26 protein-coding genes are annotated in these 25,348 nt (G+C 66.5%); 14 read left to right on the forward strand and 12 right to left on the reverse strand.

The window, feature by feature from the left end; all coding sequences use genetic code 11:
• The first annotated feature begins 92 nt into the window (after positions 1–92).
• From ACNQR1_RS33915 to ACNQR1_RS33925, 3 genes are all read left to right on the forward strand, one after another.
• Complete coding sequence (locus ACNQR1_RS33915; RefSeq protein ID WP_418049885.1) at positions 93–1,109, forward strand: AraC family transcriptional regulator ligand-binding domain-containing protein; 1,017 nt, start codon at positions 93–95, stop codon at positions 1,107–1,109.
• A 133-nt stretch (positions 1,110–1,242) separates the two neighbouring features.
• On the forward strand, positions 1,243–1,629 hold the full coding sequence (locus tag ACNQR1_RS33920) for a heme-binding protein (protein WP_418049886.1): 387 nt from the start codon (positions 1,243–1,245) through the stop codon (positions 1,627–1,629).
• Positions 1,626–1,940 (forward strand): hypothetical protein, encoded by a 315-nt coding sequence (locus ACNQR1_RS33925; RefSeq protein ID WP_418049887.1) that lies wholly within the window; start codon positions 1,626–1,628, stop codon positions 1,938–1,940. The genes ACNQR1_RS33920 and ACNQR1_RS33925 overlap by 4 nt, the downstream gene beginning before the upstream one ends.
• A gap of 147 nt (positions 1,941–2,087) precedes the next feature.
• Here ACNQR1_RS33925 and ACNQR1_RS33930 read toward each other — a convergent pair whose 3' ends face one another.
• From ACNQR1_RS33930 to ACNQR1_RS33945, 4 genes are all read right to left on the reverse strand, one after another.
• Entirely contained in the window at positions 2,088–3,299 is a 1,212-nt protein-coding gene (locus tag ACNQR1_RS33930; protein ID WP_418050608.1) for a CaiB/BaiF CoA transferase family protein, read from the reverse strand.
• Between the two features lie 59 nt (positions 3,300–3,358).
• The gene (locus ACNQR1_RS33935) at positions 3,359–4,099 is read right to left on the reverse strand and encodes an SDR family oxidoreductase (RefSeq protein WP_418049888.1); all 741 of its coding nucleotides are present in this window, start codon (positions 4,097–4,099) and stop codon (positions 3,359–3,361) included.
• A 64-nt stretch (positions 4,100–4,163) separates the two neighbouring features.
• A complete protein-coding gene (locus tag ACNQR1_RS33940) occupies positions 4,164–4,526 on the reverse strand; it encodes a nuclear transport factor 2 family protein (protein ID WP_418049889.1) in 363 nt (120 codons plus the stop codon).
• A gap of 41 nt (positions 4,527–4,567) precedes the next feature.
• Positions 4,568–5,077, reverse strand: coding sequence for a MarR family winged helix-turn-helix transcriptional regulator (locus ACNQR1_RS33945; protein WP_418049890.1), 510 nt, complete (start codon positions 5,075–5,077; stop codon positions 4,568–4,570).
• Positions 5,078–5,140: 63 nt separating this feature from the next.
• Between ACNQR1_RS33945 and ACNQR1_RS33950 the strand changes: the two genes are divergently transcribed.
• From ACNQR1_RS33950 to ACNQR1_RS33960, 3 genes are all read left to right on the forward strand, one after another.
• On the forward strand, positions 5,141–5,617 hold the full coding sequence (locus tag ACNQR1_RS33950) for a nitroreductase family deazaflavin-dependent oxidoreductase (protein ID WP_418049891.1): 477 nt from the start codon (positions 5,141–5,143) through the stop codon (positions 5,615–5,617).
• Positions 5,618–5,753: 136 nt separating this feature from the next.
• A complete protein-coding gene (locus ACNQR1_RS33955; protein WP_418049892.1) occupies positions 5,754–7,643 on the forward strand; it encodes an acyl-CoA dehydrogenase family protein in 1,890 nt (629 codons plus the stop codon).
• A 185-nt stretch (positions 7,644–7,828) separates the two neighbouring features.
• Positions 7,829–8,110: a hypothetical protein gene (locus ACNQR1_RS33960; protein ID WP_418049893.1), complete on the forward strand. Its 282-nt coding sequence runs from the start codon at positions 7,829–7,831 to the stop codon at positions 8,108–8,110.
• A gap of 8 nt (positions 8,111–8,118) precedes the next feature.
• Here ACNQR1_RS33960 and ACNQR1_RS33965 read toward each other — a convergent pair whose 3' ends face one another.
• Positions 8,119–9,573, reverse strand: coding sequence for an NAD-dependent succinate-semialdehyde dehydrogenase (locus ACNQR1_RS33965; RefSeq protein WP_418049894.1), 1,455 nt, complete (start codon positions 9,571–9,573; stop codon positions 8,119–8,121).
• A 32-nt stretch (positions 9,574–9,605) separates the two neighbouring features.
• On the reverse strand, positions 9,606–10,952 hold the full coding sequence (gene gabT / locus ACNQR1_RS33970; RefSeq protein WP_418049895.1) for a 4-aminobutyrate--2-oxoglutarate transaminase: 1,347 nt from the start codon (positions 10,950–10,952) through the stop codon (positions 9,606–9,608).
• 112 nt (positions 10,953–11,064) lie between these two features.
• On the opposite strand from gabT, the gene ACNQR1_RS33975 reads away from it, so the two are divergent.
• Complete coding sequence (locus ACNQR1_RS33975; protein ID WP_418049896.1) at positions 11,065–12,543, forward strand: PucR family transcriptional regulator; 1,479 nt, start codon at positions 11,065–11,067, stop codon at positions 12,541–12,543.
• Here ACNQR1_RS33975 and ACNQR1_RS33980 read toward each other — a convergent pair.
• The 3 genes from ACNQR1_RS33980 to ACNQR1_RS33990 are packed head-to-tail and all read right to left on the reverse strand — an operon-like array spanning position 12,533 to position 15,741.
• Entirely contained in the window at positions 12,533–13,339 is an 807-nt protein-coding gene (locus ACNQR1_RS33980) for an acyl-CoA thioesterase (RefSeq protein ID WP_418049897.1), read from the reverse strand. The two genes, ACNQR1_RS33975 and ACNQR1_RS33980, sit on opposite strands and share 11 nt — an antisense overlap.
• Before the next feature lie 27 nt (positions 13,340–13,366).
• The gene (locus ACNQR1_RS33985; RefSeq protein WP_418049898.1) at positions 13,367–14,518 is read right to left on the reverse strand and encodes an acyl-CoA dehydrogenase family protein; all 1,152 of its coding nucleotides are present in this window, start codon (positions 14,516–14,518) and stop codon (positions 13,367–13,369) included.
• Positions 14,518–15,741, reverse strand: a complete 1,224-nt coding sequence (locus ACNQR1_RS33990; RefSeq protein ID WP_418049899.1) for an MFS transporter — start codon at positions 15,739–15,741, stop codon at positions 14,518–14,520. The genes ACNQR1_RS33985 and ACNQR1_RS33990 overlap by 1 nt, the downstream gene beginning before the upstream one ends.
• A 74-nt stretch (positions 15,742–15,815) precedes the next feature.
• Here ACNQR1_RS33990 and ACNQR1_RS33995 point away from each other — a divergent pair, with 74 nt between their 5' ends.
• Genes ACNQR1_RS33995 through ACNQR1_RS34010 form a run of 4 tightly spaced genes read left to right on the forward strand, consistent with a single transcriptional unit; the run spans position 15,816 to position 17,941 of the window.
• Positions 15,816–16,370 carry an RNA polymerase sigma factor gene (locus tag ACNQR1_RS33995; protein ID WP_418049900.1) on the forward strand — a complete coding sequence of 185 codons (555 nt, stop codon included), beginning with the start codon at positions 15,816–15,818 and terminating at the stop codon, positions 16,368–16,370.
• A complete protein-coding gene (locus ACNQR1_RS34000; RefSeq protein ID WP_418049901.1) occupies positions 16,363–16,974 on the forward strand; it encodes a methylated-DNA--[protein]-cysteine S-methyltransferase in 612 nt (203 codons plus the stop codon). The genes ACNQR1_RS33995 and ACNQR1_RS34000 overlap by 8 nt, the downstream gene beginning before the upstream one ends.
• Entirely contained in the window at positions 16,971–17,690 is a 720-nt protein-coding gene (locus ACNQR1_RS34005; RefSeq protein ID WP_418049902.1) for a 2OG-Fe(II) oxygenase, read from the forward strand. Before ACNQR1_RS34000 ends, ACNQR1_RS34005 begins: the two co-directional genes overlap by 4 nt.
• Positions 17,687–17,941, forward strand: a complete 255-nt coding sequence (locus ACNQR1_RS34010; protein WP_418049903.1) for an Ada metal-binding domain-containing protein — start codon at positions 17,687–17,689, stop codon at positions 17,939–17,941. The genes ACNQR1_RS34005 and ACNQR1_RS34010 overlap by 4 nt, the downstream gene beginning before the upstream one ends.
• A gap of 101 nt (positions 17,942–18,042) precedes the next feature.
• On the opposite strand, the gene ACNQR1_RS34015 is transcribed toward ACNQR1_RS34010, so the two are convergent.
• From ACNQR1_RS34015 to ACNQR1_RS34025, 3 genes are all read right to left on the reverse strand, one after another.
• The gene (locus tag ACNQR1_RS34015; protein ID WP_418049904.1) at positions 18,043–20,952 is read right to left on the reverse strand and encodes an RND family transporter; all 2,910 of its coding nucleotides are present in this window, start codon (positions 20,950–20,952) and stop codon (positions 18,043–18,045) included.
• Positions 20,949–21,377, reverse strand: a complete 429-nt coding sequence (locus ACNQR1_RS34020; protein WP_418049905.1) for an MmpS family transport accessory protein — start codon at positions 21,375–21,377, stop codon at positions 20,949–20,951. The genes ACNQR1_RS34015 and ACNQR1_RS34020 overlap by 4 nt, the downstream gene beginning before the upstream one ends.
• Before the next feature lie 221 nt (positions 21,378–21,598).
• The gene (locus ACNQR1_RS34025) at positions 21,599–22,216 is read right to left on the reverse strand and encodes a sigma-70 family RNA polymerase sigma factor (RefSeq protein ID WP_418049906.1); all 618 of its coding nucleotides are present in this window, start codon (positions 22,214–22,216) and stop codon (positions 21,599–21,601) included.
• 304 nt (positions 22,217–22,520) lie between these two features.
• Here ACNQR1_RS34025 and ACNQR1_RS34030 point away from each other — a divergent pair, with 304 nt between their 5' ends.
• The 3 genes from ACNQR1_RS34030 (at position 22,521) to ACNQR1_RS34040 (ending at position 25,347) form a co-directional block, all read left to right on the forward strand.
• Positions 22,521–23,933, forward strand: coding sequence for an NCS2 family permease (locus ACNQR1_RS34030; RefSeq protein ID WP_418049907.1), 1,413 nt, complete (start codon positions 22,521–22,523; stop codon positions 23,931–23,933).
• A 35-nt stretch (positions 23,934–23,968) separates the two neighbouring features.
• On the forward strand, positions 23,969–24,931 hold the full coding sequence (locus ACNQR1_RS34035; protein ID WP_418049908.1) for a DUF808 domain-containing protein: 963 nt from the start codon (positions 23,969–23,971) through the stop codon (positions 24,929–24,931).
• Positions 24,932–25,143: 212 nt separating this feature from the next.
• Positions 25,144–25,347, forward strand: a complete 204-nt coding sequence (locus tag ACNQR1_RS34040) for a cold-shock protein (RefSeq protein WP_418049909.1) — start codon at positions 25,144–25,146, stop codon at positions 25,345–25,347.
• Position 25,348: the final 1 nt, after the last annotated feature.

Consider the following 25,348-nt stretch of genomic DNA (forward strand, 5'->3'; position numbering starts at 1 on the left):
CAGCCGATTCACCCCGACCCGGGCATCTACTGTGCAGCAAACCGACAGTTTCTGTCTTGACATTCCAGGACAAATCTTTGACAGTCTGGGACATGGCCGTGATTCGCGGGACGGCGCTCACGAATTTTCATCAGCTCGTCACCGAACTCGGCGGGGATAGTCGTGCCCTGGTCACTGCCGCCCACATTCCATACGACGATGTCGGTCGTCACGACCGCTTCATCTCCCTGCCCAACGGGGCCCGGATGCTCGAGGACACCGCCGCTGCGCTCGAAATCCCTGATTTCGGACGGCGTTTGGCACTTCGCCAAGGCATCGACATCCTGGGCCCGGTCGGACTGGCTGGGCGCAATGCCGCCACCGTCGCCGAAGCCTTCGTGATTTTCGACAAGTTCATGGCGGCCTACAGCCCTTCGATCACCGCACGGGTGACGACCCATCTCGACCCCGATCTACGGCGGTTCGAATTCGAATACCGTCTCGACCCGTCGCCGCCGCAGGCCCAGGCCATTGAGCTGTCGCTGGGTGTCACGCTGCAGGTACTGCGGCTGTTCCTCGGCGCCGCCTACCGCCCCGTCGCCGTGCACCTGCCCCACCCCGCACTGGCCCCTGTGGACGACTATGAGGGCTACTTCGGCTGCCCGCCCAGCTTTTTCGAGCCGGTCGCAGGCTTCACCCTGCGCACCACCGATCTGCAGCGGCCGCTGCCCACCGACCAGCTCGCCCATCAGACCGCAGTCGATTACCTCGCCAAGGTGATGGGCGAATTCAACCCGGCGACCAGCCAACTGGTGCGCAGCCTGGTGCGCCAGCTGCTGCCCACCGGAGCGACAGGGCTGGCCGACATCGCCCGGCACATCGGCCTACACCCCAAAGCCCTGCAACGGCGGCTGCGCGCCGAGAACGCCACGTTCGCCGACCTCGTCGACCAGACACGTCGCGAAGTCGCCCAACAACTGCTGCTCGACACCGATCTCGGCCTCGACCAGCTGTGCCACCAACTCGGCTACGCCGAGCAAAGTGTCCTCACCCGGTCCTGCAGACGCTGGTTCGGCACCACTCCTACGGCGTACCGCCACGCCCGGACCCCGCTGCCGCCGCGCCCCTAAACACCGGCACGACAAGCCAAGCCACGTCCTTGCCGAGCGAACGATTCGTCGCGCATTCCCCGTCCCGCCTGCTAATGTTCGGCCCGCCGGGCGATGCAATCGGCACCTGCCCGCCTCGGGAAGGAGTCCCGCTGTGTCCCGCACACCGTCCACCGTGCGCTACGGATTGGTCCCGGCTTTCGCGGCCGGTGCCGTCGGGGTCGCCGTCGGTCTGTTCAGCCCCGTGACCGCCGCGGCCGAGCCGCCGCCGCGCCCACCCAATTGCACGGCTGCCGACCTCGCCGGCATCGCCTCCGGGGTCGCTGCCGCGACGTCCAGCTATCTGTTCACACATCCGGATGTCAACAATTTCTACACCGGTCTGCGAAGCCGCCCGGAGGAAGAGACTCCGGACGCCACGCGCACGTTCTTCGACGCCAACCCGCAGGCCCACGCCGACCTCGCCGGGATTCGGCAACCACTCACCGACTTCCGCGCCCGGTGCGGCATCAAGCCGCCTGACCAGCCATTAGGACAATGATGTACACCTCGAAGCCTCGATCGTCCTGGCTGCGCGCGGCCACGGTCGCGCTTGCCTTCACCGCGCTGCCCGGCGCCATCGTCCTGGCCGCCCCGGCCGGCACCGCCACCGCCGACGTGTGCGCGAGCGCCGGGCGCCGGATCTCGGTGGGCGGTTGCGTCAACATCGCCGACGCGGTCTCGCCCTATGTGCCGCCGCCGACGTACTACGCCCCGCTTCCCGAGGATCCGCCACCGCCTCCGCCGGGTGCGAACGTCAGTGGGTGCATCGGCTACAACGGACGCTGGGTCCACGCGGGCGGGTGTAACTAGGTTTCGCTTGCGGGCGGCGGCGTTTCTGCGCCGCCGTGCGTTTCGCCGATTTCTACCCGGGGGTTGCAGCCGCGGCCGATCAACAGCCGCGCGGTAGAAAACGACGCCGCGCCAGAGCCCGCGCCAGAGCAAGACCAACCCGCGGGCTCAGGCGATCGCGCCGGAGTCCTTGAGTTCTTCGATCCGGTCCCAGTCGAGGCCGAGCTCCATCAGCACGATCTCGGTGTGCTCGGAGGCCTGCGGTGCCCGGGAGGTCTCCAGCGGTTCGTGGTTGAACTGCACGGGCCCACGCACCACCTTGAACGGCTTGCCGCCGTCGGCGGCCTCCACCTCGACGATCATGTCGTTGGCCACGGCCTGGTCGTCTGAGGCGAGATCGACCAGGCTCTGGAACGGCGCCCACTGCCCCTTCATGGTCTTGAGGTGCTGACGCCAGTACTCGAACGGCTTGCTGCCGATCGCCTTCGCGATGAGTTCCACCCCTTCCGAGGCGTTCTCGATCAGCGGGAGCACATCGGAGAACCGCGGATCATCGGCCAGCTCGGGCAGACCGAGATGTTCGAAGGCATCGCGGATGTAGCCGGTCGGGCTGACGATGCACAGGTTGATGGTGCCGCCGTCGGAAGTCCGGTAGTTGGCCATGAACGGGTTCACCGAAGTGGCGTCGTCGGGCATCAGAGAGCGCATCGTCTCACCGGTCTCCATGCCCTGGTTGACGCTGGCACCGGCCGCCCACCATGCCGTGCTCAGCAGGGAGACGTCGATCTCGGCGGCTTCCCCGGTCCGCTCGCGGTGGAACAGGGCCGCGGAGATTCCTCCGGCGATGTTCATCCCGCCGATCGAGTCTCCGAACGCCGGAATGCCCTGGGACAGAGCACCATTGATCGCTTCCGGGGTGAGCGCGTGCCCGACGCCGCTGCGGGTCCAGAAGGCCGTGCCGTCAAATCCTCCGGTATCGCGCTCGGGCCCTTTGTCCCCGTATGCGCTACCACGGGCGTAGATGATGTTCGGATTCACCGCCCGGATGTGCTCGACGTCGAACTTGTTCTTCTGCCGTTGGGCCGGAAGGTAATTGGTCAGGAAGACGTCCGCCGTCTTGGCGATCTCGTAGAGCACCTCCTGGCCACCGGGGGTCGAGACATCGATACCGACACTGCGCTTGCCGCGATTGGGGTGCTCGATGAGGGGGTGGCGGTCCGGGTCGAGTTGGAATCCGCCCATGTTGATGAAGCCCCGCTGGGTGTCACCGCGCAGCGGGTGCTCGACCTTGATGACGTCGGCGCCCCAGTCGGCGAGGATGGCCCCGGCCGCCGGTACGAAGGTGAACTGCGCAACCTCGAGCACTCGCACGCCCTGCATGACCTTGATCAACGCCACTCCTAACCGTTGGACTTACGGTAAGTGTAGCGAGACTCGTGTCACAGCTGAATCTGCCCACCGTCGACAGCCAGCTCCGCCCCGGTCATGAAGCTGCTCTGGTCCGAGGCCAGGAACAGCACCGCAGCGGCGATCTCCTCAGGGCGGCCGAGCCGCTTCATCGGCACCTGCGCCGCCATCCCGTCGAGCAGGTCCTGTTTCTGATCGGCCGGCGCCAGCCCCGTCAGCCCCGGCGTTTCGATCGGCCCGGGCACGATGGTGTTGACCCGGATCTTGCGGTCGGCCAGTTCGGCGGCCCAAGTGCGGCCGAGCGAGCGGATGGCCGCCTTGGACGCGGCATAGAGACCGAACGCAGGCACACCCTCAGAGGCGGCGGTGGACCCGGCGAGGACGATCGAGGCACCCTCGTTGAGCAGCGGCAGGGTCTTCTGCACGGTGAACACCGTGCCGGCGACGTTGCGATCGAAGTTGTCCCGGTAGTGCTCCGGGGTGACCTCGGCGAGGACGGCGAAATCACCCCCGCCGGCGTTGGCGAAGACGACGTCGAGTCCCTTGCCGTGCTTGCCGATCTCCTCGGCGAGGGCGTCGAGGTCTTCGATCCTGCCGATGTCACTCTGGATGCCGTGGGCGCCGATGGAGGCGGCCGCCGCGTCCAGGCGAGTGCGGTCGCGCCCGGTGATGAAGACGTAGGCACCTTCATCGGCGAGCCGCCGGGCGGTCGCCAGGCCGATGCCCGAGGTTCCACCGGTGACCAGTGCTGTCTTGCCGTCGAGCTGTCCCATGATTCGGACTCCGTTCGTGTGCGGTTCGTGCGTTCCGGCCGTCACAACATAGGTGACACATCACCTATTCCGGCGCGGTCAGTACCGTCCACATCCGCACGATTCGCTCTTCCGATATCTCGGCCACGTCGAAGCCCGACGCCACGGCGCCGCCGTCCGGGGCGCGCAGCTCCCACGCCAAGAATCCCAGCCCGCGCGTCTGCCGGACCGGGCCCGCCTTCACGAAATGCAGGCCGGGCAGTTTTTCCTGCAGTTCAGCGGCCTTGGCATTGAGTTCGACGTGGCCGCTGGCGACCCCTTCGTCATCGATCCACTGCACGTCATCCGCGTAGGTGGTTGCGATGGCCTCCGCGCGGAGCTGGGGATCACGCTGGTCGAACACGGCCAGCAGATTGGCCTCCATCAGTCGGCCGATCACTTCGCTCATTGTCCCCACCTCTGACTTTTAGGTGATAGTTCACCTAAATGCTAGCCCGGTTCGGGAGGCAGCGAGCTGTTGTGGTTGAGGTTGACGTGAATGTGCTCCAGCGCCGCGGTGAAGGGTGCGAGCAGGTTGTCGGGCAGGGGGTCGAAGAACAGGGCGCGCACCAGATCGACATGACCGGGCGCGGCCTCCTCGATGGCCTGCTGTCCGCTCTCGGTGAGCATGACGTTGGTGGTGCGGCCGTCCTCGGCGCTGGGTCGGCGTCGAGTCAGGCCGCGTTCCTCCATGCGCCGCAACTGATGTGACAACCGGCTGCGCTCCCAGCCGATCTGCGCGGCGAGATCGCCGACACGCATGCCCTCGTCAGGCGCGCTGTTCAATGCCACCAGCACGTCGTAGTCGGCGAGCGACAACCCGGAATCGGCCTGCAGCTGGCGGTTCATCTCATAGTTCATCTCCAGTTGCACGCGCATGTAGGCGACCCAGGCCCGCTGCTGCTTGGGCGACAGCCACCCCTGCTTCGGTGATGTGTCCCGCACTTTTCTCGGCGCCACTTCGTCAGTATGACGCTCCGCGCATCGGCGGGTCATCCTGCATGAGCCTCCTATGCTGACCGGATGGGACTCCTCCGCGCGGTGGCCGGCAGTCCGTATTCCTATCGGCTGATGCTCAGATGGCACCGGCTGGTCCCGCCGATCGAGCGCCTGTTGCGGCGGGTCAGCGGCGGCCGCCTCGGCGTGCTCGAACTTGCCGGCCTGCCGTCGCTGCAACTGACGGTCGCCGGGCGCAGATCAGGTGTTCCGCGCACGGTCACGGTCCAATATGTTCGCGACGGCGGTGCCCTGCTGTTGGTCGGGTCCAACTGGGGGCTCCCGACGCACCCGGACTGGACGCACAATCTGCGAGCCACCGACCTTGCGCAGATCACTCGTGACGGCCACCGCGAAACCGTCTCCGTGGAACAGCTCGCCGACGCGGACCGTCAGCGCGCGTGGACCGCCATTCTCGACTTCTGGCCCAATTACGCGCTGGCCCAGGAACGTGCGGGTGACCGCATTTTTCGGGTATTCGCATTACGACCGACCGGCTCCTGACCGAACAGTCCCGGAGCCCGGCGAAGCCGTGGTCACAGCGATGACCTCAACCACGCGCGTGACCTGACCGAATGCCGGGTATCCCACCCCCGAACGGAGTTACCGTCGAGTAGGGCCCGACGCATGGAGGCCGGTGATGACCGCAACCGGAGAAGTCAACGAACGACAGGCCAGGCAGGTCGCCGAACAGGCGCGCGAAGCGCAGTGGAGGGGGCCCAGCTTCGGCAAAGAACTGTTCCTCGGCAGATTGCGTTTGGATCTGGTCCATCCGCATCCGCGGGGTCCCGCCGAGAAGACGGAGCGCGGCGAGGCGTTCCTGGCCACGCTGCGGGCGTTCTGCGAGACGCAGATCGACGCCGCGGTCATCGAACGCGACGCGCAGATCCCGGACAAGGTGATCCAGGGCTTGAAGGAGCTCGGCGCGTTCGGCATGAAGATCTCCACCGAGTACGACGGACTCGGCCTGTCGCAGGTGTACTACAACAAGGCGCTCGCCCTGGTCGGCTCGGTACACCCCGCGCTCGGCGCACTGCTCTCGGCACACCAGTCGATCGGCGTGCCGCAACCGGTGTCCATGTTCGGGACCGCCGAGCAGAAGCAGACCTGGCTGCCCCGGTGCACACGGGAGATCAGCGCGTTTCTGCTGACCGAGCCGGATGTCGGCAGTGACCCGGCCCGGCTGCACGCCACCGCCACCCCCGATGGGGACGACTATCTGCTCAACGGGGTCAAACTGTGGACCACCAACGGCGTCATCGCCGACCTGCTGGTGGTGATGGCCCAGGTGCCTGCGAGCGACGGGCATCGCGGCGGTATCACCGCGTTCGTCGTCGAGGCGGATACGCCCGGCATCGTCGTCACGAACCGCAACGCGTTCATGGGGCTGCGCGGAATCGAGAACGGCCTGACCAGGCTCACCGATGTGCGGGTGCCTGCCGCGAACCGCATCGGCCGCGAAGGAGAAGGGCTGAAGATCGCGCTGACCACGCTCAACGTGGGACGTTTGTCGTTGCCGGCCGTGTGTACCGGAACATCGAAGTGGTGCCTGAAGATCGCCAGGGAATGGTCGAAGGAACGTGTGCAGTGGGGCCGGCCGGTCGGTGAGCACGACGCGGTGGCCGGGAAGGTGGCGTTCATCGCGGCCACCGCCTACGGCATCGAGTCGATGGTCGAGCTCGCCAGTGAACTGGCCGACGCCGGACGCACCGACATCCGGATCGAGGCTGCGCTGGCCAAGCTCTACGGCTCCGAGATGACGTGGCTGATCGCTGACGAACTGGTCCAGATTCGTGGCGGCCGTGGCTTCGAGACCGCCGAGTCACTGGCCGCCCGCGGGGAACGCGGCGTGCCCGTCGAGCAGATCCTGCGGGACATGCGGATCAACCGGATCTTCGAAGGTTCCACCGAGATCATGCATCTGATGCTGGCCCGGGAGGCGGTGGATGCGCACCTCTCGGTGGCCGGCGACATCATCGACCCCGAGGCAGACCTCAGGCACAAGGCCAAAGCCGCCGCGCAGGCCGGCAAGTTCTATGCGCGGTGGCTGCCCACCCTGGTCGCCGGAAAAGGCCAGTTGCCAACGTCATTCACCGAATTCGGGCCGCTGGCCGAACACCTGCGCTACATCGAGCGGGCCAGCCGAAAACTCGCGCGCAGCACCTTCTATGCGATGTCGCGTTGGCAGGGCAAGTTGGAACACAAGCAACGCTTCCTCGGCCGGATCGTCGACATCGGGGCAGAGCTGTTCGCCATGACGGCGGCTTGTGTCCGGGCCCAGAGCGATGCGCCGGGCGACGCTGTCGATCTCGCCGACGCGTTCTGTCGCCAATCCCGGGTCCGGGCGGAAAAGCTGTTCACCGAACTCTGGGACAACAGCGACGACTCTGACCGCACGCTGGCCCATGAGGTGCTCGCCGGTCGTCACACGTGGCTGGAGGACGGGATCATCGACCCGTCGATCGAAGGGCCGTGGATTGCCCAGGAGGGCGGCGAGGTGACCGAGGACGTGCACCGGGTCATCCGGTGAACGGAGTACTTGCGCACGTGAATAAGTCACCACCGAATGCTTCCTGAAAGCTTCCTGGCAGCCAGGTGCGCTCGTAGACTCGGTAGGTTATGACGACCCCGTCGAACGCTCATGGCGGATGGGGACAGTGGCCGCATTCGATAGATGCGCTCGATCACCGTCTCAGCCGCAGACAGGCACGTCAGATGAGTCGGCGGTTCGCCGGGGTGGGGGTAGGCATCGCCGCCGCGCGCCTCCGCGAGATATCCTGCGGCGCACCGGCCGCCGACACTGAACTGGCAGGCGTCGAATTCGCCGTTGTCGCAGATGAACTCATGCACGACGAGCGGATCGCGAAGTTGGCGCGCGGCAAGCAACGCTGCGCGTCCTGGTTCGTGATCATCGTCATGGGGCTGATCATGTTCAGTTCACTGTTGTGCATGGTCGTGCTGATGTTGAGCCTGATGCAGCACTCAGCGCCGTTCTGAGCGACCGCTCAGTCGAAAGCGACGCTGAAGTACTGCGTCTCCTGGAACTCGTGCAGACCAACTCGTGCACCTTCGCGACCGAGCCCGCTCTGCTTCATCCCGCCGAATGGGGTCGACGGGTCAGACACGATGCCCCGGTTGATGCCCACCATGCCGGCGTCGAAGGATTCCGCGAGTCGCACCGCGTCCTGCAGTCGGCCTGCGTAAACATAAGCAGCCAAACCGTATTCGGTGTCGTTGACCCACCGGAGGAGGTCATCCTCGTCCTCCCACACCACCACCGGGGCGACAGGTCCGAAGATCTCGTCGGCCAGGATCGCGGCGTCCGGGGCGACGCCGGTCAGCAGCGTGGGAGCGACGAACCAGCCGTCGGCCGGCGCGGCGGCCTGCGCGGCAATCACGGCACCGTCGGCCACCGCGGCATCGACCGCGGCCGCCACCCGCTGCGCTGCGCGCTCGCTCACCAGCGGACCGATCTGTGAGGCCGGGTCCGACGCCGGCCCGACCCGCAGTGCCGCGATCTCGGCCCCGAACCCGGCGACGAACTCGTCGACGACCGAAGCGTGCACATAGAACCGGTTGGCCGCGGTGCAGGCCTGACCCCCGCCCCGGAACTTGGCCACCATGGCGCCTGCGATGGCCGCCTCGACATCGGCGTCGGCGGTGACGACGAACGGGGCATTGCCGCCGAGTTCCATGCTGGCGTTGACGATCCGGTCGGCAGCCTGCTTGAGCAGCACGCGACCGACACCGGTGGAACCCGTGAACGACACCTTGCGGACCCGGTCATCACTCAACCAGCTCTCGACCACAGCTGCGGCGTCGGTGGTCGGCACCATGTTGACCACACCATCGGGAACGCCGGCTGCCGAGAGGATTCCGGCGATCGCGAGTGCCGTCAACGGTGTCTCGGCCGCCGGCTTGAGGACCACGGTGCAGCCCGCAGCCAATGCCGGTGCGATCTTGCGGGTCGCCATCGCCGCCGGGAAGTTCCACGGCGTCACCAGTGCGGCGACCCCGACCGGCTTGTGGGTGACCATCGTCCGGGTTCCGCCGGCAGGGCTGACACCGTAAGCACCGTCGGACCGCACCGCCTCCTCGGAGAACCAGCGGAAGAACTCGGCGGCATAGCCCACCTCGGCGCGGGCATCGGCCGGCGATTTGCCGTTCTCGGCACAGATCAGCGCCGCCAGCCGCTCGGTGTCGGCGACCATCAGGTCGAACACCCGGCGCAGGATGTCGCTGCGCCGCCGCGGGCTGGTCCTGGCCCAGTCAACGAAGGCCCGGTGGGCGGCGTCGACGGCCGCGCGGGCGTCGGCCACCGTGCCGTCGGCCACCTCGGCGATGGGCAGGCCGGTGGCCGGGTCGTACACCTCGAATGTCGAGGCGGCACCGCGGGCTTGTCCGTCGACGAGCATGCCGTGCTTGGCATCGAGTTCGGCGATCGCGTTCTGCGTGTTCACAGCGTCTCCCAGAGGTCGGACCGGACCGGCGGTCAGCGGGTCTCGGCGAAGATGGCGGCCAGGATGTCCAGCCCCTCCTCGAGCAGGTGATCGGGCATCGACAGCGGCGGCAGGAACCGCAGCACGTTGCCATAGGTCCCGCAGGTCAGCACCACCAGGCCCTGGGCGTGTGCGGCGGCAGAGACCTGCTTGGCCAGGTCGGCGTCGGGCTCCGTGGTGCCCGCCTTGACCAGTTCGACGGCGATCATGGCGCCGCGGCCGCGGACCTCGCCGATCCTTGAATCCTCGGCGGCGATCGCATTGAGGCGGCCGATCATGGTCTTCTCGATCTCCACGGCGCGGCCCAGCAGTCCGTCACGCACGATGGTGTCGATGACGGCGAGGGCAGCGGCGCACGCGATCGGGTTGCCACCGTAGGTACCGCCGAGGCCGCCGGCGTGCGGCGCGTCCATGATCTCGGCGCGGCCGGTGACCGCAGACAGCGGCAGGCCACCCGCGATGCCCTTGGCGGTGACGATCAGGTCGGGCACGACGTCGTCGTGTTCGACGGCGAACATCGCACCGGTGCGAGCGAAGCCCGACTGCACCTCGTCAGCGACGAACACCGCGCCGGCCTCGGTACACCAGTTCTGCAGTGCGCGCAGGAATCCCGGTGCGGGAACGATGAACCCGCCCTCGCCCTGAATGGGTTCGATCACCACGGCGGCGACGTTGTCGGCGCCGACCTGCTTGTCGATCAGGTCGAGGGCCCGGGCGGCCGCAACCGCACCGTCGGTCTCGCCGTCACGGAACGGGAACGACGTCGGTACCCGGTACACCTCACCGGCGAACGGACCGAAACCGTTCTTGTACGGCTGGTTTTTCGCGGTCATCGCCATGGTGAGGTTGGTGCGGCCGTGGTAGGCGTGGTCGAACACCACGACGGCCTGCCTGCGGGTGTGGGCGCGAGCGATCTTGACGGCGTTCTCGACGGCTTCGGCGCCCGAGTTGAACAGCACGCTGCGCTTCTCGTGGTCACCGGGGGTGAGCCGGTTGAGCTCCTCGGCCACCCGCACGTAGCCCTCGTACGGCGTCACCATGAAGCAGGTGTGGGTGAACGCGGCGACCTGCTCGGTGACCGCCTCGACGACTGCCGGTGCGCTGTTGCCCACCGTGGTCACGGCGATGCCGGAGCCGAAGTCGATGAGCTGGTTGCCATCGGCGTCCACGAGGATTCCGCCGCCGGCTGCGACCACGTAGACGGGCAGGGTGGTTCCGACCCCACCAGCCACCGCAGCGGTCTTCCGCGCCTGCATCTCCTGCGAGATCGGGCCGGGAAGGGCGGTGACGAGCCGGCGTTCCTGGGTGACGGCCGCACCCGCGATCTCAGCGATGGTCACGTGTTCCTCCTGCTGCTGGCGGTTGGTTGTCCTCACGCTAAGGAACCGCGGATGTCGCCGGCAGGTCAGAACTGCACAAATAGACAGTCGGAAATGTGCAAAACTGGCACCCATGGTTCTGGTCGGCGATGTCCTGGATGTGAGCTCCCTCGGGTTGCTCGCCGTCGAGATCTGCCGCCGCGACGCCCCGGTCCGCTGGGTGGCCACGAGTGAACTCGCCGATCCTGGGCCATTCCTGGAGGGCGGGGAGATCCTGCTGACCACGGGTCTGGAAACCGGCGACTGGCACGACCAGTGGGACAGCTACGTACGCAGGCTCGCCGACGCCGGGGTGGCCGCGGTCGGGTTCGCCGTGGGTCTCACCCACGCCGAGACTCCGGCCGAGCTGGCAGCCGCCTGCCGAAGCCGCCGGGTGAATCTGTTCGAGGTGCCGCGCCGCACCACCTTCGTCGCGATCAGTCGGCACGTCGCGCATCTGCTCGAGGAACAGGAGTCGACCGCGACGCGCGAGTCGCTCCGGATACAACGCAAGCTGATCTCGGCAGCGGCCAAACCCGAGCCTGTCGTTGCGGTCATCACCGCACTGGCCGCGGCGCTCGACGGCGCGGCATGCCTGATGAATCCCGACGGCCGGGTCGTGACAGGCCCGGTTGGCGCCCGTCGCAACGAGTTTCCGCTCGACGAGGTCGCCCGGGACGTCAAACGGTTGCGGGCCCACGGATTGCGTTCGGCTGCGGCGCAGTCCAATCCGACGCTCTCCGTATCGGTCCACCCCATCGGGCTGCGCGGCCGGGCATCGGCCTACCTGGCGGCCCTGGTGCCAGACCGGGCGTCGGAGGGACAGCGCCAGGCCGTGACGACCGCAGTGGCCCTGCTGGGACTCATCGACGAACAGGACCGCAGCCGCGCCACGACCCGCCAGCACCTGCGCAGCCGAGCACTGGAGTTGCTCGCCGAAAGCGATGACCGCACGGCACAATTGGTGCTGGAGGTGGACCAGCCCGCGGCCGAGTTGCCGAGGCACATCCGCTTCCTCCGGGCCACCGGAGACGAATCCGCGATCGAGAACGCGGCCGCTGCCCTGGACCGGCGCGGCCTCCTGGCCGGGGTGTATGCCGGCGAGCTGTGCGCGGTCGTCGAACCCGCGCAGGCCGAAGCGACGGGCTCGCAGCTCGCCCAGGACGGACTACATGTCGGCGTCGGGAATGCGGTGGCGCCCGGCGACGGCGCAACCGGTTACCGCACGGCCGGTCTGGCGCTCGCCCAGGCCACCGAGGTGTCGGGGGTGGTGGTGTGGGACCAGGTGATCGACAATGGTCCCCTCGGTCTGATCGACCCCGACAAGGCCGCGGCGTTCGCCGAATCCTGGTTGCACGGGCTCGATTCCGAGCAACTGGAGATCTTGCGGTGCTTCCTGCGCCACCACGGATCGCGCCTGAAAGTCGCCGAGGAGCTCGGCTTGCACCGCAACACCGTACGCAACCGTCTCGCTGCCATCGAGGCGGCACTGCCCGGCAAGCTCGATGATCCGCAGACCCGGGTGAGCGCGTGGATCGCCCTGCAGTCGGCTCCCGACGATCTCAGGCCTTGAAGTAGACGAACTGGTGACTGGTGGCCAGCAATGCACCGGTACGGCCGAACAGGTGCGCGGTCTGGTCGAAGTATCCGCCGGAATACCGGTGTGCCCGTGCAGTTCCCAGCACGAAATCGTCACCCTGAGCCGCGAGTTGCTCTTCGTCGGCGTGGAAATACACGGAGATCGACACCGTGCCGGCCGGTACGAACTGGCCGTGGCGCAGGAAAACGCGCGGATAGAAGATGTCGCTCACCGAAGCCAATGCAGCGAAATCCATTGGCCTGGAGGGCTTGTTGCGCACCCACAGGGTCGTGGTGGAACTGGCCGACGCGACGGGTTCATTGCCGGGATCGGGCATCCCTCCGTCGACGAACCGCATGTCGTAGTTGTCGAACCACACCACCCCGAACGGTGGGACCGACGGCTTGATGTCCTCGGGTGCCGGGGCGGGCGGTGCGCTGATCTCGGTGTCCGACCACCCTTGCCGCCGCAGTCCGAACACCGCGGTGGCGGTGGTCTTGACCTCGCCGTCCTGGCTGAGTTCGACGATCCAGTGCTGGTTGGACCGGTTGGTCTTGACGGCCCGCGTCACGATGTCGAACTCGCCGTCGGCGATCGGCGCCACGTAGTTCACCGTCAGGGCGATGGGCTGACCGTGACGTTGCGGATGCAGCTCTACCGCCCGCACCAGGGTGGCGGCGGTGATGCCGCCGAACGGGCCGACCATGTTGGCCCACTCCGGAACAGTCCGCCCGCGCCACCGACCGTCACCGGCCTGCTCGAGCTCCAGGGCCTTGTCCAATGGATGCACCCGGCCACACTACCGACGGGGCTGTGTTCACTTTGCCGGTGAGTAGTTCGGCCGGCCCAACCCGAGTGCCTGCTGCGCGATCATGTTGCGGAACACCTCAAGGGTGCCGCCGTAGATGCCGGTCGGTCCGGCCAGCCGGAAGATGTACTCGGCGGCGCCGTCGGCGGCCGCGCCGGGCGTCCCGACGGGCAATGCGCCCGCCGATCCGACGATGTCCATGAGATCCGGGGACACCTCGCGCATGGTCTGGGCAATCGCCACGCGACCGTACATGTCGGGGCTGCTCATCGCGGCTTCCAGCCGGGCGATGCCCCGACCCAGCCGATAGCGGGTCGCGGCGTCGCCAGGGGCGACGGCCGCCACGCGGTCGACCGCTTCGGCCATCAAGTTGATGTGCTCGGTCATGGTGGCGAGCTTCTGCAGGCCGCGGGTCTCGCGTTCGAACGTGCCGTGCTCGAGTTCGAGGGCACCCCGCAGCACCGTCCATCCGCCGTTGACCTCACCGACGCGGTACCGGTCGCCGACCCGGACATCGCTGTAGTAGGTGATGTTGGTGCGGTCTCCGTCGACGGTGCGCAGCGGCTGGATCTCGACGCCTGCGGAATCGAGTGGCACCAGGAACATCGTCAGGCTCTTGTGCTTGGGCGCGGCCGGGTCGGTGTTGGTCAACAGGAACACGTACTGGGCGTTGTGCGCATTCGAGGTGAACATCTTGGAGCCGTTGATCACCCAGCTGTCGCCGTCCCGCACCGCGCGGGTCTTGCAGGTCGCGACGTCGGACCCGCCCTCTGGTTCGGTGTAACCGAGGCACAGCCGCAGGCTTCCGTCCAAGACGCCCGGCAGCACCTCGTCGAGAAGCTCTGCCGAGGCGAACTTCTCCACCGTGTGCGCGACCATCGCGGTGGTTCCCCAGTGGAACCAAGGCGTATGGGCCCGGCCGACCTCCAGTTCCCAGATCCGGCGCCGCACCGCGCTGAATCCCCCGTCGGTCTCGGCCTGGTAATCGCCGGCCAGGTACCCGGCCTCGCCCAGGGCCAGATGCACTGTCTCGTCGAAATTCTCGCCGGTCTGGCGGTCACGCTCGATCACCTCGTCGGTGACGACCCGGGCCAGGAACGCCCGCAACTCGTCGCGGAAGGCCAGGTCCTCCTCGGAGAGCTCGACATGAGAGAAGTCCATCAGGACACCGTGACACTTCTCGACTCATTTGTAAATATGATGTCGCGCTTGCGCAACAACAGCAGCAACGCCCCGCCGATGAAGGCCGCGGTGCCGGCCACGACCAGGAACCCGTCAAAGCTGTTGCTGGCGGCGAGCATCCGGCTCAGCACGACCGCGCCCAGCGCCGAGGAGACCCCGATGACCGCCGACAGGATGCTGAGCACCGTGCTGTACACCCCCAGATCGAAGTGCCGCGCCACCAGGTAGGCGATGACGTCACCCTCCGCTCCCCAGGCCGCACCGAGACAGCACACGGCGACCGTGAGGACTCCGATGTGGTCCCATGGCGACGCGATGAGCAGGCAACCGAGACCCGGTAACGCCATCGCCACCGCGGCGACCACCTGTGCGGGCAACCGGTCGAGAGCCACCCCGCAGACGAACCGGCCGACGATGACGGCAGTGGCGAACACCGTGACGAGCACCGCAACGCGCCCGCCGGCCCCGGCGTCACCCAGCATGATCCCGAGTTGGGTGGTGGTGACCGAGTGATACAGGTTGCACAGCAACACTCCCACCAACAGGATCCAGAACACCCTGCTGCGGGCAATCGCTCGGTAATCCTTGCCGGCCTTGCGCTCTCCCGCTGCCTGCGCTGAATCGCCGTCGCATCGGGGCACGAGGAGCAGCGCGACGATGCCGATCACCGCGATGGTCGCCGCGATGGCCAGACATCCGGCCCGCCAGCCGTAGGTGCGATTGACAACATCGAGCGCCGGGACGCCGATCGCGCCGAGTAGTGGCGGGCCGGAGATCGCGATGGCCAGGGCCAGGCCCCGGGCGGTTCGGAAACGGGTTGCGACCAGACGGCTGTAGATCGCCGGGGTCGTGGTCACGCCGAAAGCGATGAGGACGACGTTGATGGCGAAGTACTGCCAGATGGGTCCGGACATCAGCGCGTAGGCGATCCAGCATGCGGGCAGCCCGACGACACCGACGGATGCGATCCGCCGAACCCCGAAGAGGTCGGCGAGACGGCCGTAGATCGGCAGGAACACGAAGGTGAGCAGCGTGATCGCACCGGTCAGCGCGAAGTCCGAGCGGCTCCATCCGAAGGCCGCGAGGAACTGCGGCCCCATCGCCGCGTTCGTGTAGGCGCTCAGGCTCAGCCCGGCACTGAGACCGACAGTCGCGGCCGCCAGCGGTTGCCAGTTGGTACGAAGCTCACCGAAGTAGCTCATAGACCGGTCAGTTTTGCACTGACACGTGATCGATCCCGATCGGCCCTCGACGCGGCGGGCGGATCTCACCCACGATGGACACCTCACAAACCTCGATCACGGAGCGTCTACAGGGTGTGAAAGCCAAACCGCCGTTCGAGACCGTGGTTCGCGACCACGGCTCCACCGTCTTTCGGGTCTGCTGCGCCATCGTCGGCACGCACGACGCGGACGACGCGTGGTCCGAGACGTTCCTGGCGGCACTGAAGGCCTACCCCGGCCTTCCGGCCGATACCAATTTCGAGGCCTGGCTGGTCACCGTCGCCCACCACAAATCGGTCGACATCACCCGGACCCGGACACGCCGGCCCGTACCGACCGACGTCGTCCCCGAAGCAGCGGTCCCGCACAACGCCGAGAACTTCGACGACCTGGCCGCCGCGGTGGACCAACTTCCGCACAAACAGAAACACGCCGTCGCCTACCACTACCTGGCGGGACTGCCCTACAACGAAATCGCCGAGATCCTCGGCGGCAGCGCCGCGGCCGCACGCCGCGCCTCCAGCGACGGCATCGCCACGTTACGACGCACCTACCTCGGCGAACTCACCGAGGTCGACGTCCCCAGGAAGGGAGAGACCAATGAGTAACGACGACATCGTCACCGACCTGACCCGGATCACCCAACCCGGCCCCGGCAAGCTGGCCGACCTGCACAACCGGCTCTCGGCCGCTGCCGAGCGAGAGGGTCTTCTCGACATCGCCTACCGCACCGTCGACAGCCCCGTCGGGCCGCTGCTGCTGGCAGCCACCGAGCAGGGCCTGGTCCGCGTCGCCTACGCCCTCGAAGACCACGACAGTGTTCTGCAGCACCTCTCCGATCAGGTGAGCCCGCGCATCCTGCACGCACCCGCCCGCCTCGACACCGCGGCCCGTGAACTCGACGAGTACTTCGCCCGGACGCGACGCAGCTTCGACGTCCCGCTGGACTGGCGCCTCGCTGCCGGATTCCGCAGCACGGTGCTGCATCACCTGCCCGAGATCGACTACGGGCAGACCGCCAGCTACGCCCGGGTCGCAGCCATGGCCGGTAGCCCGCGAGCGGTACGCGCCGTAGGCACGGCCTGCGCGAAAAACCCGCTGCCCGTTGTCGTTCCGTGCCACCGCGTGGTCCGTAGCGACGGCGCGATGGGCGGTTACCTCGGCGGCGCGGAGGCCAAGCGCCTGCTGCTCGACCTGGAGGCCGCCGCATGAGCGGCACGAACTCGTGGCAGCGGCGCGTCGACACCACCGACTGGAGTGCAGTCGGCGACGAACTCGACACCACGGGGTGTGCGTTGACGGGGCCACTCCTGACCCCGGCGGACGCCGACGACATCGTCGCGCTCTACTCCGACGTGTCCCGGTTCCGCTCGACGATCGACATGGCCCGCTACCGGTTCGGCGAGGGCCAGTACCGCTACTTCCGGCAGCCCTACCCGCCGGCCGTGACCGCTTTGAAGAAGGCCCTGTATCCACGCCTGCTGCCGATCGCCCGCACGTGGTGGGCACGGCTCGGCCGGGAGGCACCGTGGCCGGACGACCTCGACGACTGGCTACACATGTGTCACGCGGCCGGTCAGACCAAGACGACGGCGATCCTGCTGAAATACGTTGCCGGGGACTGGAATGCGCTGCACCGCGATCTCTACGGCGAGTTGGTCTTCCCGCTGCAGGTCGTGGTCAACCTGACCGACCCGGACGTCGACTACACCGGCGGCGAGTTCCTGCTCTACGAGCAACGAGCCCGTGCGCAATCGCGTGGTACCGCCACCGTCATCCCCCACGGGCACGGGTTGGTGTTCACCACGCGCGACCGACCGACCAAGTCGGCGCGGGGCTGGTCTGCGGCACCCATCCGGCACGGTGTCTCCACCGTCCGCTCCGGGACCAGGTACACCCTGGGCCTGGTCTTCCACGACGCGGCGTGAGCCCGTACACCCTGACCGGCGCCGACGGCCGGCCGTACCTCGGCAGCGCCCCGGGAACCGTCGGGGGACACCGCCGCAGCAAGATCTACGGCCGGCTCGACTGTCCGTCGGCATTGCGCGCCATCGCCTCGGGCGGCTATGTCGGCCACCGCGTGTTCTTCGCCGACACGCAGACCGCCATATCGGCGGGCTACCGCCCCTGCGCGGTCTGCCTGCCCGAGGCCTACCGGCAGTGGAAGGCCCGCCAATAGGGCGTGCTTCTGCCACAACATCATTCACATTGTTCAGACATGGTCTATGTCGAGGATCTCAGTCACTATCGAGCAGCAATCCTCGGCGTAACCCACCGGGTTCAGCTCGTAGGCACCGGAATGGCCGCGGTGTCGTCGTCATCCGCACGAGGCACCCGTCGCGGAGCCGGCTTCCGGAAGTGGTTGTCCCCACGTGGATAAACCACCTGCGGCCACCAGAACCACCGGCCCAGCAGGGTCGCGATCGACGGCATCAGTAGTGACCGCACGATGAAGGTGTCGATCAGCAGGCCGATCGCGATGGTCGAGCCCATCTGCGCCAGCACAATCAGATTGCTCGCCATCATGCCGGCCATCGTCGCCGCGAACACCAGCCCGGCCGAGGTGACCACGCCACCGGTACCGGCCATGGACCGGATGATGCCGGTCTTCAGGCCCGCGTGGATCTCGTCCTGGAACCGGGATACCAGCAGCAGGTTGTAGTCCGATCCGACCGCCAGCAGGATGATCACCGACATCAGCATGACCAGCCAGTGCACTGGCATCCCGAACAGGTCCTGCCACAACAACACCGAGATGCCGAACGACGCGGCGATCGAACTACCGGCCGTCAGCACGATGACCAACGCGGCCACCGCACTGCGCGTCAGAATGAGCATGATCATGAAAATCAGCGTCAGTGCCGACACCACCGCGATCATCAGGTCGTAGCGGGCGCCGTCGGACATGTCCTTGTAGGTCGCCGCGACACCGCCGAGATAGATCTTGGCGTCCGACAGCGACGACATCTTCAGGGCCTCCTGCGCGGCCTTGCGCTCGGACTCGACTCGGGCGATCCCGTCCACCGTCGCCGGGTCGGTCTGATGGGTGATGAACATGCGGGCGGACTTACCGTCCGGCGACAGGAACATCTTGAGGCCACGCTCGAAATCGGGGTTGGTGAAGGCTTCCGGGGGCAGATAGAACAGGTCGTCGTTCTTGGCGTCGTCGAAGGCCGCACCCATTGACAGCGCGGTGTCGTTCATCGCCTGCATCTGGTCGATCAGCGCCTTCTGCGAGTTGTACGACGCCAGCGACAGGTCCCGGCTGGTTTCCATCGACGCGATCGTCTGCGGAAGCAGCGCAGTCAATTTCGGTGCCAGGTCCGCCAGTTGATCGGTGTTGACCTGGACTGATGAAGTCTTGTCGGTCAGCTCGTCGATCCCGTCGAGGGCGTCGAAGACCGACCGCGCCGCGGAGCACATCGGGATGTCGAAGCAGTGCGGTTCCCAGTAGAAGTAGTTACGCATGGGCCGGAACTGGTCGTCGAAGTTCGCGATGTTGTCCCGCATCTTCTTGGTGACCTCGAGCAGCTCCTGCGACTTTGCCGCGGAGTCCTGGGTGAGGCGGGTCTGTTCGAGCGAGAGCTGGTATTGCCTCTTCATGATGTCGATCGAGGTGTTGGTCGCGTCGATCATCCGAAGCTGGTCGTCCAGTTGCTTGCGCTGGAACGGCAGGTTCATGTTGCTGGTCTGCCCAGAGATACTGGTCTGGAACGGAATCGAGCTGTGCTGGATGGGGATTCCCAGCGGACGGGTGATGCTCTGCACCATCGCGATGCCTTCGGCGTGCATCACATTGCTCGAAATCTTGTTCAGCACAAGCATGTCGGCGGGATTGCGCATGTCATGGGTGGACTCGACCATCAGGATGTCGGGGTTCATCCTGGCCTGGGAGAAATGCCGGTCGGCGGCGGCGAAACCGACGTTCACCGGGGCATCCTCGGGCAGGTAGTACCGGTCGTTGTAGGCCGGCTTGTATCCGGGGATGGCCACCACCCCGATCAGCACGACGAACAGGCTCGTCACGAAAATCGGTGCGGGCCAACGCACGACCGCGGTGCCGACTTTGCGCCAGAACTTGCTCTGCGGGGGCCGCTTGGACTCGTACAGCCCGACACGGCTGCCGAGGTAGAGCACCGCCGGGCCGAGCGTGACCGAGATGACCACGACGACGACCATGCCGATCGCGACGGGGGCACCCATGGTGGAGAAGTAGGGCAGCCGCGCGAAGCTGAGGCAGTAGGTCGCTCCGGCGATGGTCAGACCGGAACCCACGATGACGGGCGCGACCGATTTGAAGGTCGCGTAGTAGGAGTCATCCCGGTCCAGGCCCATGCCGCGGTCTTCGCGGTACCGGCCGAAGATGAAGATGCCGTAGTCGGTGGCAGCGGCGATCGCCAGCATGGTCAGGATGTTGCCCGCGAAGGTGGTCAACCCGAACACGTCGTGCATCGCCAGCACGGACACCACGCCGCGGGCGGTCAGCAGTGCCAGGAACGTCAGGAACAACTGGATCAGCGTGGTCCTGATCGAGCGGTAGACCACCAGCAGCATGGCTGCGATGGCGACCAGGGTGATCAGGGTGATCTCGGCCAGGCTCGCGTTGCCGATGACGTGCATGTCGTTGGTCAGTGCGGCAGGGCCGGCGACGTGCGCCTGCACCCCGGGCGGAGCCTTCGTCTCCTCGATCACCTTGCGGACTGCTTCGACGCCCTCGTTTGCGAGCGTCATGCCTTGCTCGCCGGCGAGGTTGATCATCACGTACGACGCTTTGCCGTCGGCGCTCTGCGCGCCGGCCGCGGTCAGCGTGTCACCCCAGAAGTCCTGGATGTGCTGGATGTGCTCGGGATCCTGCTGCAGTTTGTGGATGATCTCGTCGTAGTACTTGTGCGCGTCCGGGCCCAGCGGCTCCTGGCCCTCGATGACGACCATGATCGTGCTGTTGGAGTTGAACTCCTTGAAGTTGGCGCCCATCAACTTCATCGCCTGCATCGACGGGGCGTCCTCGGGCGCCATCGGTGCGGCGTGCAATTCGCCGACGACCTCCAGCTGCGGCGCGATCACATTCACCACGACCGCGATCGCGATCCAGATCAGGATGATCGGCCACGCCAGAATGCGGAGCAGGTGCGGGAAGGCAGGCCGCTTGGGCTTGCCGGTGGACTCGGGCGGGGTGACGGTTGTGGTCATGCGGACTTCACCAGGCAGTAGGTCTGGGCATTGACGCCATCGGCGGATTGCTCCTCGCGGACAATGCCGTTGACGGTGACACGGCACCCGATGTGGTCGCCGCTGCTTTCACTGTCGCTGCGCGCCATCAGGTTCGCGCTGACGGTCGGCAACGTGGTGGACAGGGTGACGGACCAGGGCAACGGGGCGTTGACCGAGTGCACCTTGGCGTCCGGATCGAAATAGCTGATGTCGGCGGAAGTTCCGGGAGGTCCGTACACCTCGTACAAGACCACCTTGGGATTGAACTGGACAATCTCGATACCGGCGCCGGCATTCGCGTTGAGATCCTCTGAGCCGAACATCCGGTGCAGCCGTGAGACCACCAGGCCCGACACCGCCAGTACGACAATCAGAACCACTGGAATCCACGCGTGTTTCAACACACGACGAGCACCCCGACCAGGACTCACCGGTACCTCCCGACGATTACCCGAACCCGCTGACAGCGATGACGCTTCGGCGCTCGGCGAATTAGTTCGAATAACTATGTACAGCGGGGACGAACTTTACACCGCCGTGACCGGGACTGCAGCCGCGCCTCGATTTCTGGGAACTTGCTGTCCGATCACTGTCAGCCGTCGGACCCGACAACCCGGTTCAGCGACTAGGCCGCGGTGCCGTTGCGCGACGGACGGTCGAGATAGCCTCGGGCGACTGCCATTTCGACCAGTCGCGAACGCAGTGCGCGCCGCCCCCGGTGCAGCCGCGACATCACCGTCCCCACCGGAATCTGCAGGATGTCGGCAATCTCCTTGTACCGGAATCCCGCGACGTCCGCGTAGTAGACGACGACGCCCTGCGATTCCGGCAGCGCCCGCAGCGCCGCACGCACGTCGTCATCACCCATCGACTCCAGCGCCGCCAGTTCGGCCGAGACCACGCCGAGCGGGAATCGCTGCGCGACCTCCGCGAGTTGCGCATCCGTGAGTTCGTCTGCGAAGACCTCCTGCGGTCGCCGCTGCGCGGTGCGATACGAGTTGATCCACGTGTTCGTCAGAATCCGGAACATCCATGCGCGGATGTTCGTGCCGTCCCGATACGTATGAAAACTGCTGTACGCCTTGACCATTGTCTCCTGAACGAGGTCTTCGGCGTCAGACACATTGCGCGTATAGCGACGCGCGGCCGCAAAAAGCTGATCTACCAACGGCAACGCATCGCGCTCGAACCGTTCGGAAAGACAATCGTCACCGCTCACGTGCATACCCGTGCTCATCGGCATGGCCCCCGCTCCTGCCACTGCTCATATCGCTGGCCTCAAACACTTCGCCACTCGAAACTATTCGGCGCCGTAGCCCACCCCCAGGGGGATTACCCCCAGGTTCGGGGCGGTTTTCCGCACCCCAGCGGTCGTGCCGAACTGTCATGTACGCAGCATGGCACCTCAACCCAAGTTGAGGTCAAACGATTTTTCGGCGCTCAATCCCCTTGCGGCTGTTGCCGTTCGGCAACTGGATATTGACTGCGCGGCAAACATCGCCCATACGCCGGGAAACCAGAGCGCTCTCGCCTTAGGCTCATCGCTTATGAATCGAGTCGATCGCTTCTTCGAGATCTCGACCCGTGGTTCCACGGTCCTCTCCGAGATCCGCGGCGGCGTGGTCACCTTCATCGCGATGGCCTACATCATCGTGCTGAACCCGGTCGTCCTCTCCGGCTCCGCCGACGTCGCGGGCAACAAGCTGCAGTTCGCGCAAGTCTCGGCCACCACATGCCTGGCGGCCGGCGTGATGACCATCCTGTTCGGGATCATCGCGCGGCTGCCGTTCGCATTCGCCGCGGGTCTGGGCATCAACTCCTTTCTGGCCACCACCGTGGTGGGCACGGTCACCTGGCCAGAGGCCATGGGACTGGTGGTAATCGACGGCCTGATCATCGTGGCGCTGGCGGCCAGCGGGTTCCGCCGCCTGGTGTTCGACGCGGTGCCCATGCAACTCAAACTCGCGATCACCGCGGGCATCGGGTTGTTCATCTTGTTCATCGGACTCGTCGACGCCGGATTCGTCGGCTCGACCGGTCTGCCCTCTCCCCCGGTCGGCCTCGGTACGGGCGGCGTCGGCTCGATCAACACAGTGCCCACGGTCGTCTTCGTGTTCACCCTGCTGGTCACCGGCATCCTGGTGGCCCGCAAAGTCCGCGGCGGCATCCTGATCGGCCTCGTCACCGGCACCGTGGTGGCCGTCATCGTCGAGGCGATCTGGCACCTCGGATCGGCACAGGACAAGCACGGCGGTTGGGGCTTGTCGGTGCCGACCCTGTACGGCTCACCGTTCGCCCTGCCCGACCTGTCCCTCGTCGGCGACGTCAGCCTGGGGGCCTTCAGCCGGATCGGCGCGCTGGCCGCGATCATGCTGGTGTTCACGTTGGTGTTCGCCAACTTCTTCGACGCCATGGGGACCATGACCGGGCTGTCCCGCGAGGCCGGGCTGTCCGATTCCCAGGGCAACTTCCCGCGGCTGAAGTCGGCACTGATCGTCGAGGGCGCAGGCGCCGTCGTCGGCGGCTCGTCCTCGGCGTCGTCGAACACCGTCTTCATCGAATCCGGCGCCGGCATCGAGGAGGGCTCCCGGACCGGTTTCGCCAATCTCATCACCGGCGCGCTGTTCCTTGCCGCCATGTTCGTCGCCCCGCTGGCCTCCATCGTGCCCACCGAGGTCGCGGCCGCGGCCCTGGTGATCGTCGGCGCCATGATGGTGTCGCAACTGCGCCACATCGACCTCTCCGAGTTCTCGGTGGCCCTGCCCGTGGTGCTTACGGTGGCCACCATGGCGTTCAGTTATTCGATCGCCAACGGCATCGGCGTCGGCTTCGTGGCCTGGGCGGTACTGCGTTCGGCCGCGGGCAAGGCCCGTGAGGTCAGCCCGCTGCTGTGGATCGTCGCGGCCGGGTTCGTCCTGTACTTCGCCCGCGGCTGGATCGAGTCACTCATCGGTATGTAGCGGCCGGTAGCCTTCTCGGTCATGGGGATGATTTCGTGAGCGCCGGCCTGTTCGGTTTGCTCGACGACATTGCCGCGCTGGCCCGGCTGGCGGCGGCTTCCATCGACGACATCGGCGCGGCGACCGGGAAGGCGACCGCCAAGGCCGCCGGCGTCGTGATCGACGACACCGCGGTGACGCCACAGTACGTCCACGGGATCACCGCCGACCGTGAGCTGCCGGTGATCAAGCGCATCGCGATCGGCTCGCTGCGCAACAAGATCCTGTTCATCCTGCCCGCGGCGTTGCTGCTCAGTCAGTTCGCGCCGTTCCTGCTGACGCCGATCCTGATGCTCGGTGCGACGTACCTCTGTTTCGAAGGTGCCGAGAAGGTCTGGGGCCGCTTCCTCGGCCACGGCGGACACGACGCCGAAGGCCAGCCGACCACCGCGGTCGGTGGCGACGCCGAGAAGTACATGATCACCGGCGCGATCCGCACGGACTTCATCCTGTCCGCCGAGATCATGGTGATCGCGCTGAACGAGGTGGCCGATCAGAGTTTCTGGCCACGACTGATCATCCTGGTGATCGTCGCGCTGGTGATCACCGCCGTGGTCTACGGCGTGGTGGCCGGCATCGTGAAGATGGACGACATCGGTCTCCTACTGGCCCAGCGGTCGTCACGGCTGGCGCAGAAGATCGGCCGCGGTCTGGTCGCCGGAATGCCCAAGCTGCTCTCGGCGCTCTCGACGATCGGCACGGTCGCGATGCTCTGGGTCGGCGGGCACATCCTGCTGGTGGGCACCGACACCCTCGGCTGGCACACGCTCTACGGCCTGGTCCACCACGCCGAGGAAGCGGTACGTCATGCGACGGGCAGTACCTTCGGCGGCCTGCTGGCCTGGCTGACCAACACGGCCGCATCGGCCGTCATCGGTCTGGTGGTCGGTACCGTGGTCGTGGGGATCATGCACGTGCTGCCGTTCGGCAAGAAGGAGAAGCACGACGCATCCGCGTGACGCGCCCTCCCGTGAAATCCGCTGTCGCATCACTGCTTCGGCGACGATCGTGGTCGGCGCAGGGCGGTCTGCGGCTGCTCGTCGGTGCGCAGGTCCCGGCGCACCGAAAATTCGCCCGGGCAAATACTTTTAGGCACCAAGCGTGTCCACGTGCCATACTCGACGCGGACGTTTTTGGTACGTCCGGATTTACCGATGAGAGAAGTAAAAATATGACACAGGGAACTGTGAAATGGTTCAACGGCGAAAAGGGCTTCGGCTTCATCGCTCCTGACGGCGGCGCACCGGACGTTTTCGTCCACTACTCCGAAATCACCGGCGGTGGTTTCCGCTCGCTCGAAGAGAACCAGCGCGTCGAGTTCGAGATCACCCAGGGAGCCAAGGGCCCCCAGGCAGTGGGAGTCACTGCGATCTGAT

Origin of the sequence: Mycobacterium sp. 48b (assembly GCF_048282725.1) — a bacterium.
GTDB lineage: Bacteria > Actinomycetota > Actinomycetes > Mycobacteriales > Mycobacteriaceae > Mycobacterium.

Bases quoted from the DNA above. Each gene is read 5' to 3' on its own strand.
- ACNQR1_RS34040 (WP_418049909.1), top strand. From the start codon at position 25,144: ATGACACAGGGAACTGTGAAATGGTTCAACGGCGAAAAGGGCTTCGGC.
- ACNQR1_RS33950 (WP_418049891.1), top strand. From the start codon at position 5,141: ATGGGACTCCTCCGCGCGGTGGCCGGCAGTCCGTATTCCTATCGGCTG.
- ACNQR1_RS34030 (WP_418049907.1), top strand. From the start codon at position 22,521: ATGAATCGAGTCGATCGCTTCTTCGAGATCTCGACCCGTGGTTCCACG.
- ACNQR1_RS33935 (WP_418049888.1), bottom strand. From the start codon at position 4,099: ATGGGACAGCTCGACGGCAAGACAGCACTGGTCACCGGTGGAACCTCG.
- ACNQR1_RS34015 (WP_418049904.1), bottom strand. From the start codon at position 20,952: ATGACCACAACCGTCACCCCGCCCGAGTCCACCGGCAAGCCCAAGCGG.
- ACNQR1_RS33985 (WP_418049898.1), bottom strand. From the start codon at position 14,518: ATGGACTTCTCTCATGTCGAGCTCTCCGAGGAGGACCTGGCCTTCCGC.
- ACNQR1_RS33960 (WP_418049893.1), top strand. From the start codon at position 7,829: ATGAGTCGGCGGTTCGCCGGGGTGGGGGTAGGCATCGCCGCCGCGCGC.
- ACNQR1_RS33915 (WP_418049885.1), top strand. From the start codon at position 93: ATGGCCGTGATTCGCGGGACGGCGCTCACGAATTTTCATCAGCTCGTC.
- ACNQR1_RS33990 (WP_418049899.1), bottom strand. From the start codon at position 15,741: ATGAGCTACTTCGGTGAGCTTCGTACCAACTGGCAACCGCTGGCGGCC.
- ACNQR1_RS33940 (WP_418049889.1), bottom strand. From the start codon at position 4,526: ATGAGCGAAGTGATCGGCCGACTGATGGAGGCCAATCTGCTGGCCGTG.
- ACNQR1_RS33955 (WP_418049892.1), top strand. From the start codon at position 5,754: ATGACCGCAACCGGAGAAGTCAACGAACGACAGGCCAGGCAGGTCGCC.
- ACNQR1_RS33925 (WP_418049887.1), top strand. From the start codon at position 1,626: ATGATGTACACCTCGAAGCCTCGATCGTCCTGGCTGCGCGCGGCCACG.
- ACNQR1_RS33930 (WP_418050608.1), bottom strand. From the start codon at position 3,299: ATGCAGGGCGTGCGAGTGCTCGAGGTTGCGCAGTTCACCTTCGTACCG.
- ACNQR1_RS33975 (WP_418049896.1), top strand. From the start codon at position 11,065: ATGGTTCTGGTCGGCGATGTCCTGGATGTGAGCTCCCTCGGGTTGCTC.
- ACNQR1_RS34000 (WP_418049901.1), top strand. From the start codon at position 16,363: ATGAGTAACGACGACATCGTCACCGACCTGACCCGGATCACCCAACCC.
- ACNQR1_RS34025 (WP_418049906.1), bottom strand. From the start codon at position 22,216: ATGCCGATGAGCACGGGTATGCACGTGAGCGGTGACGATTGTCTTTCC.
- ACNQR1_RS34005 (WP_418049902.1), top strand. From the start codon at position 16,971: ATGAGCGGCACGAACTCGTGGCAGCGGCGCGTCGACACCACCGACTGG.
- ACNQR1_RS33995 (WP_418049900.1), top strand. From the start codon at position 15,816: ATGGACACCTCACAAACCTCGATCACGGAGCGTCTACAGGGTGTGAAA.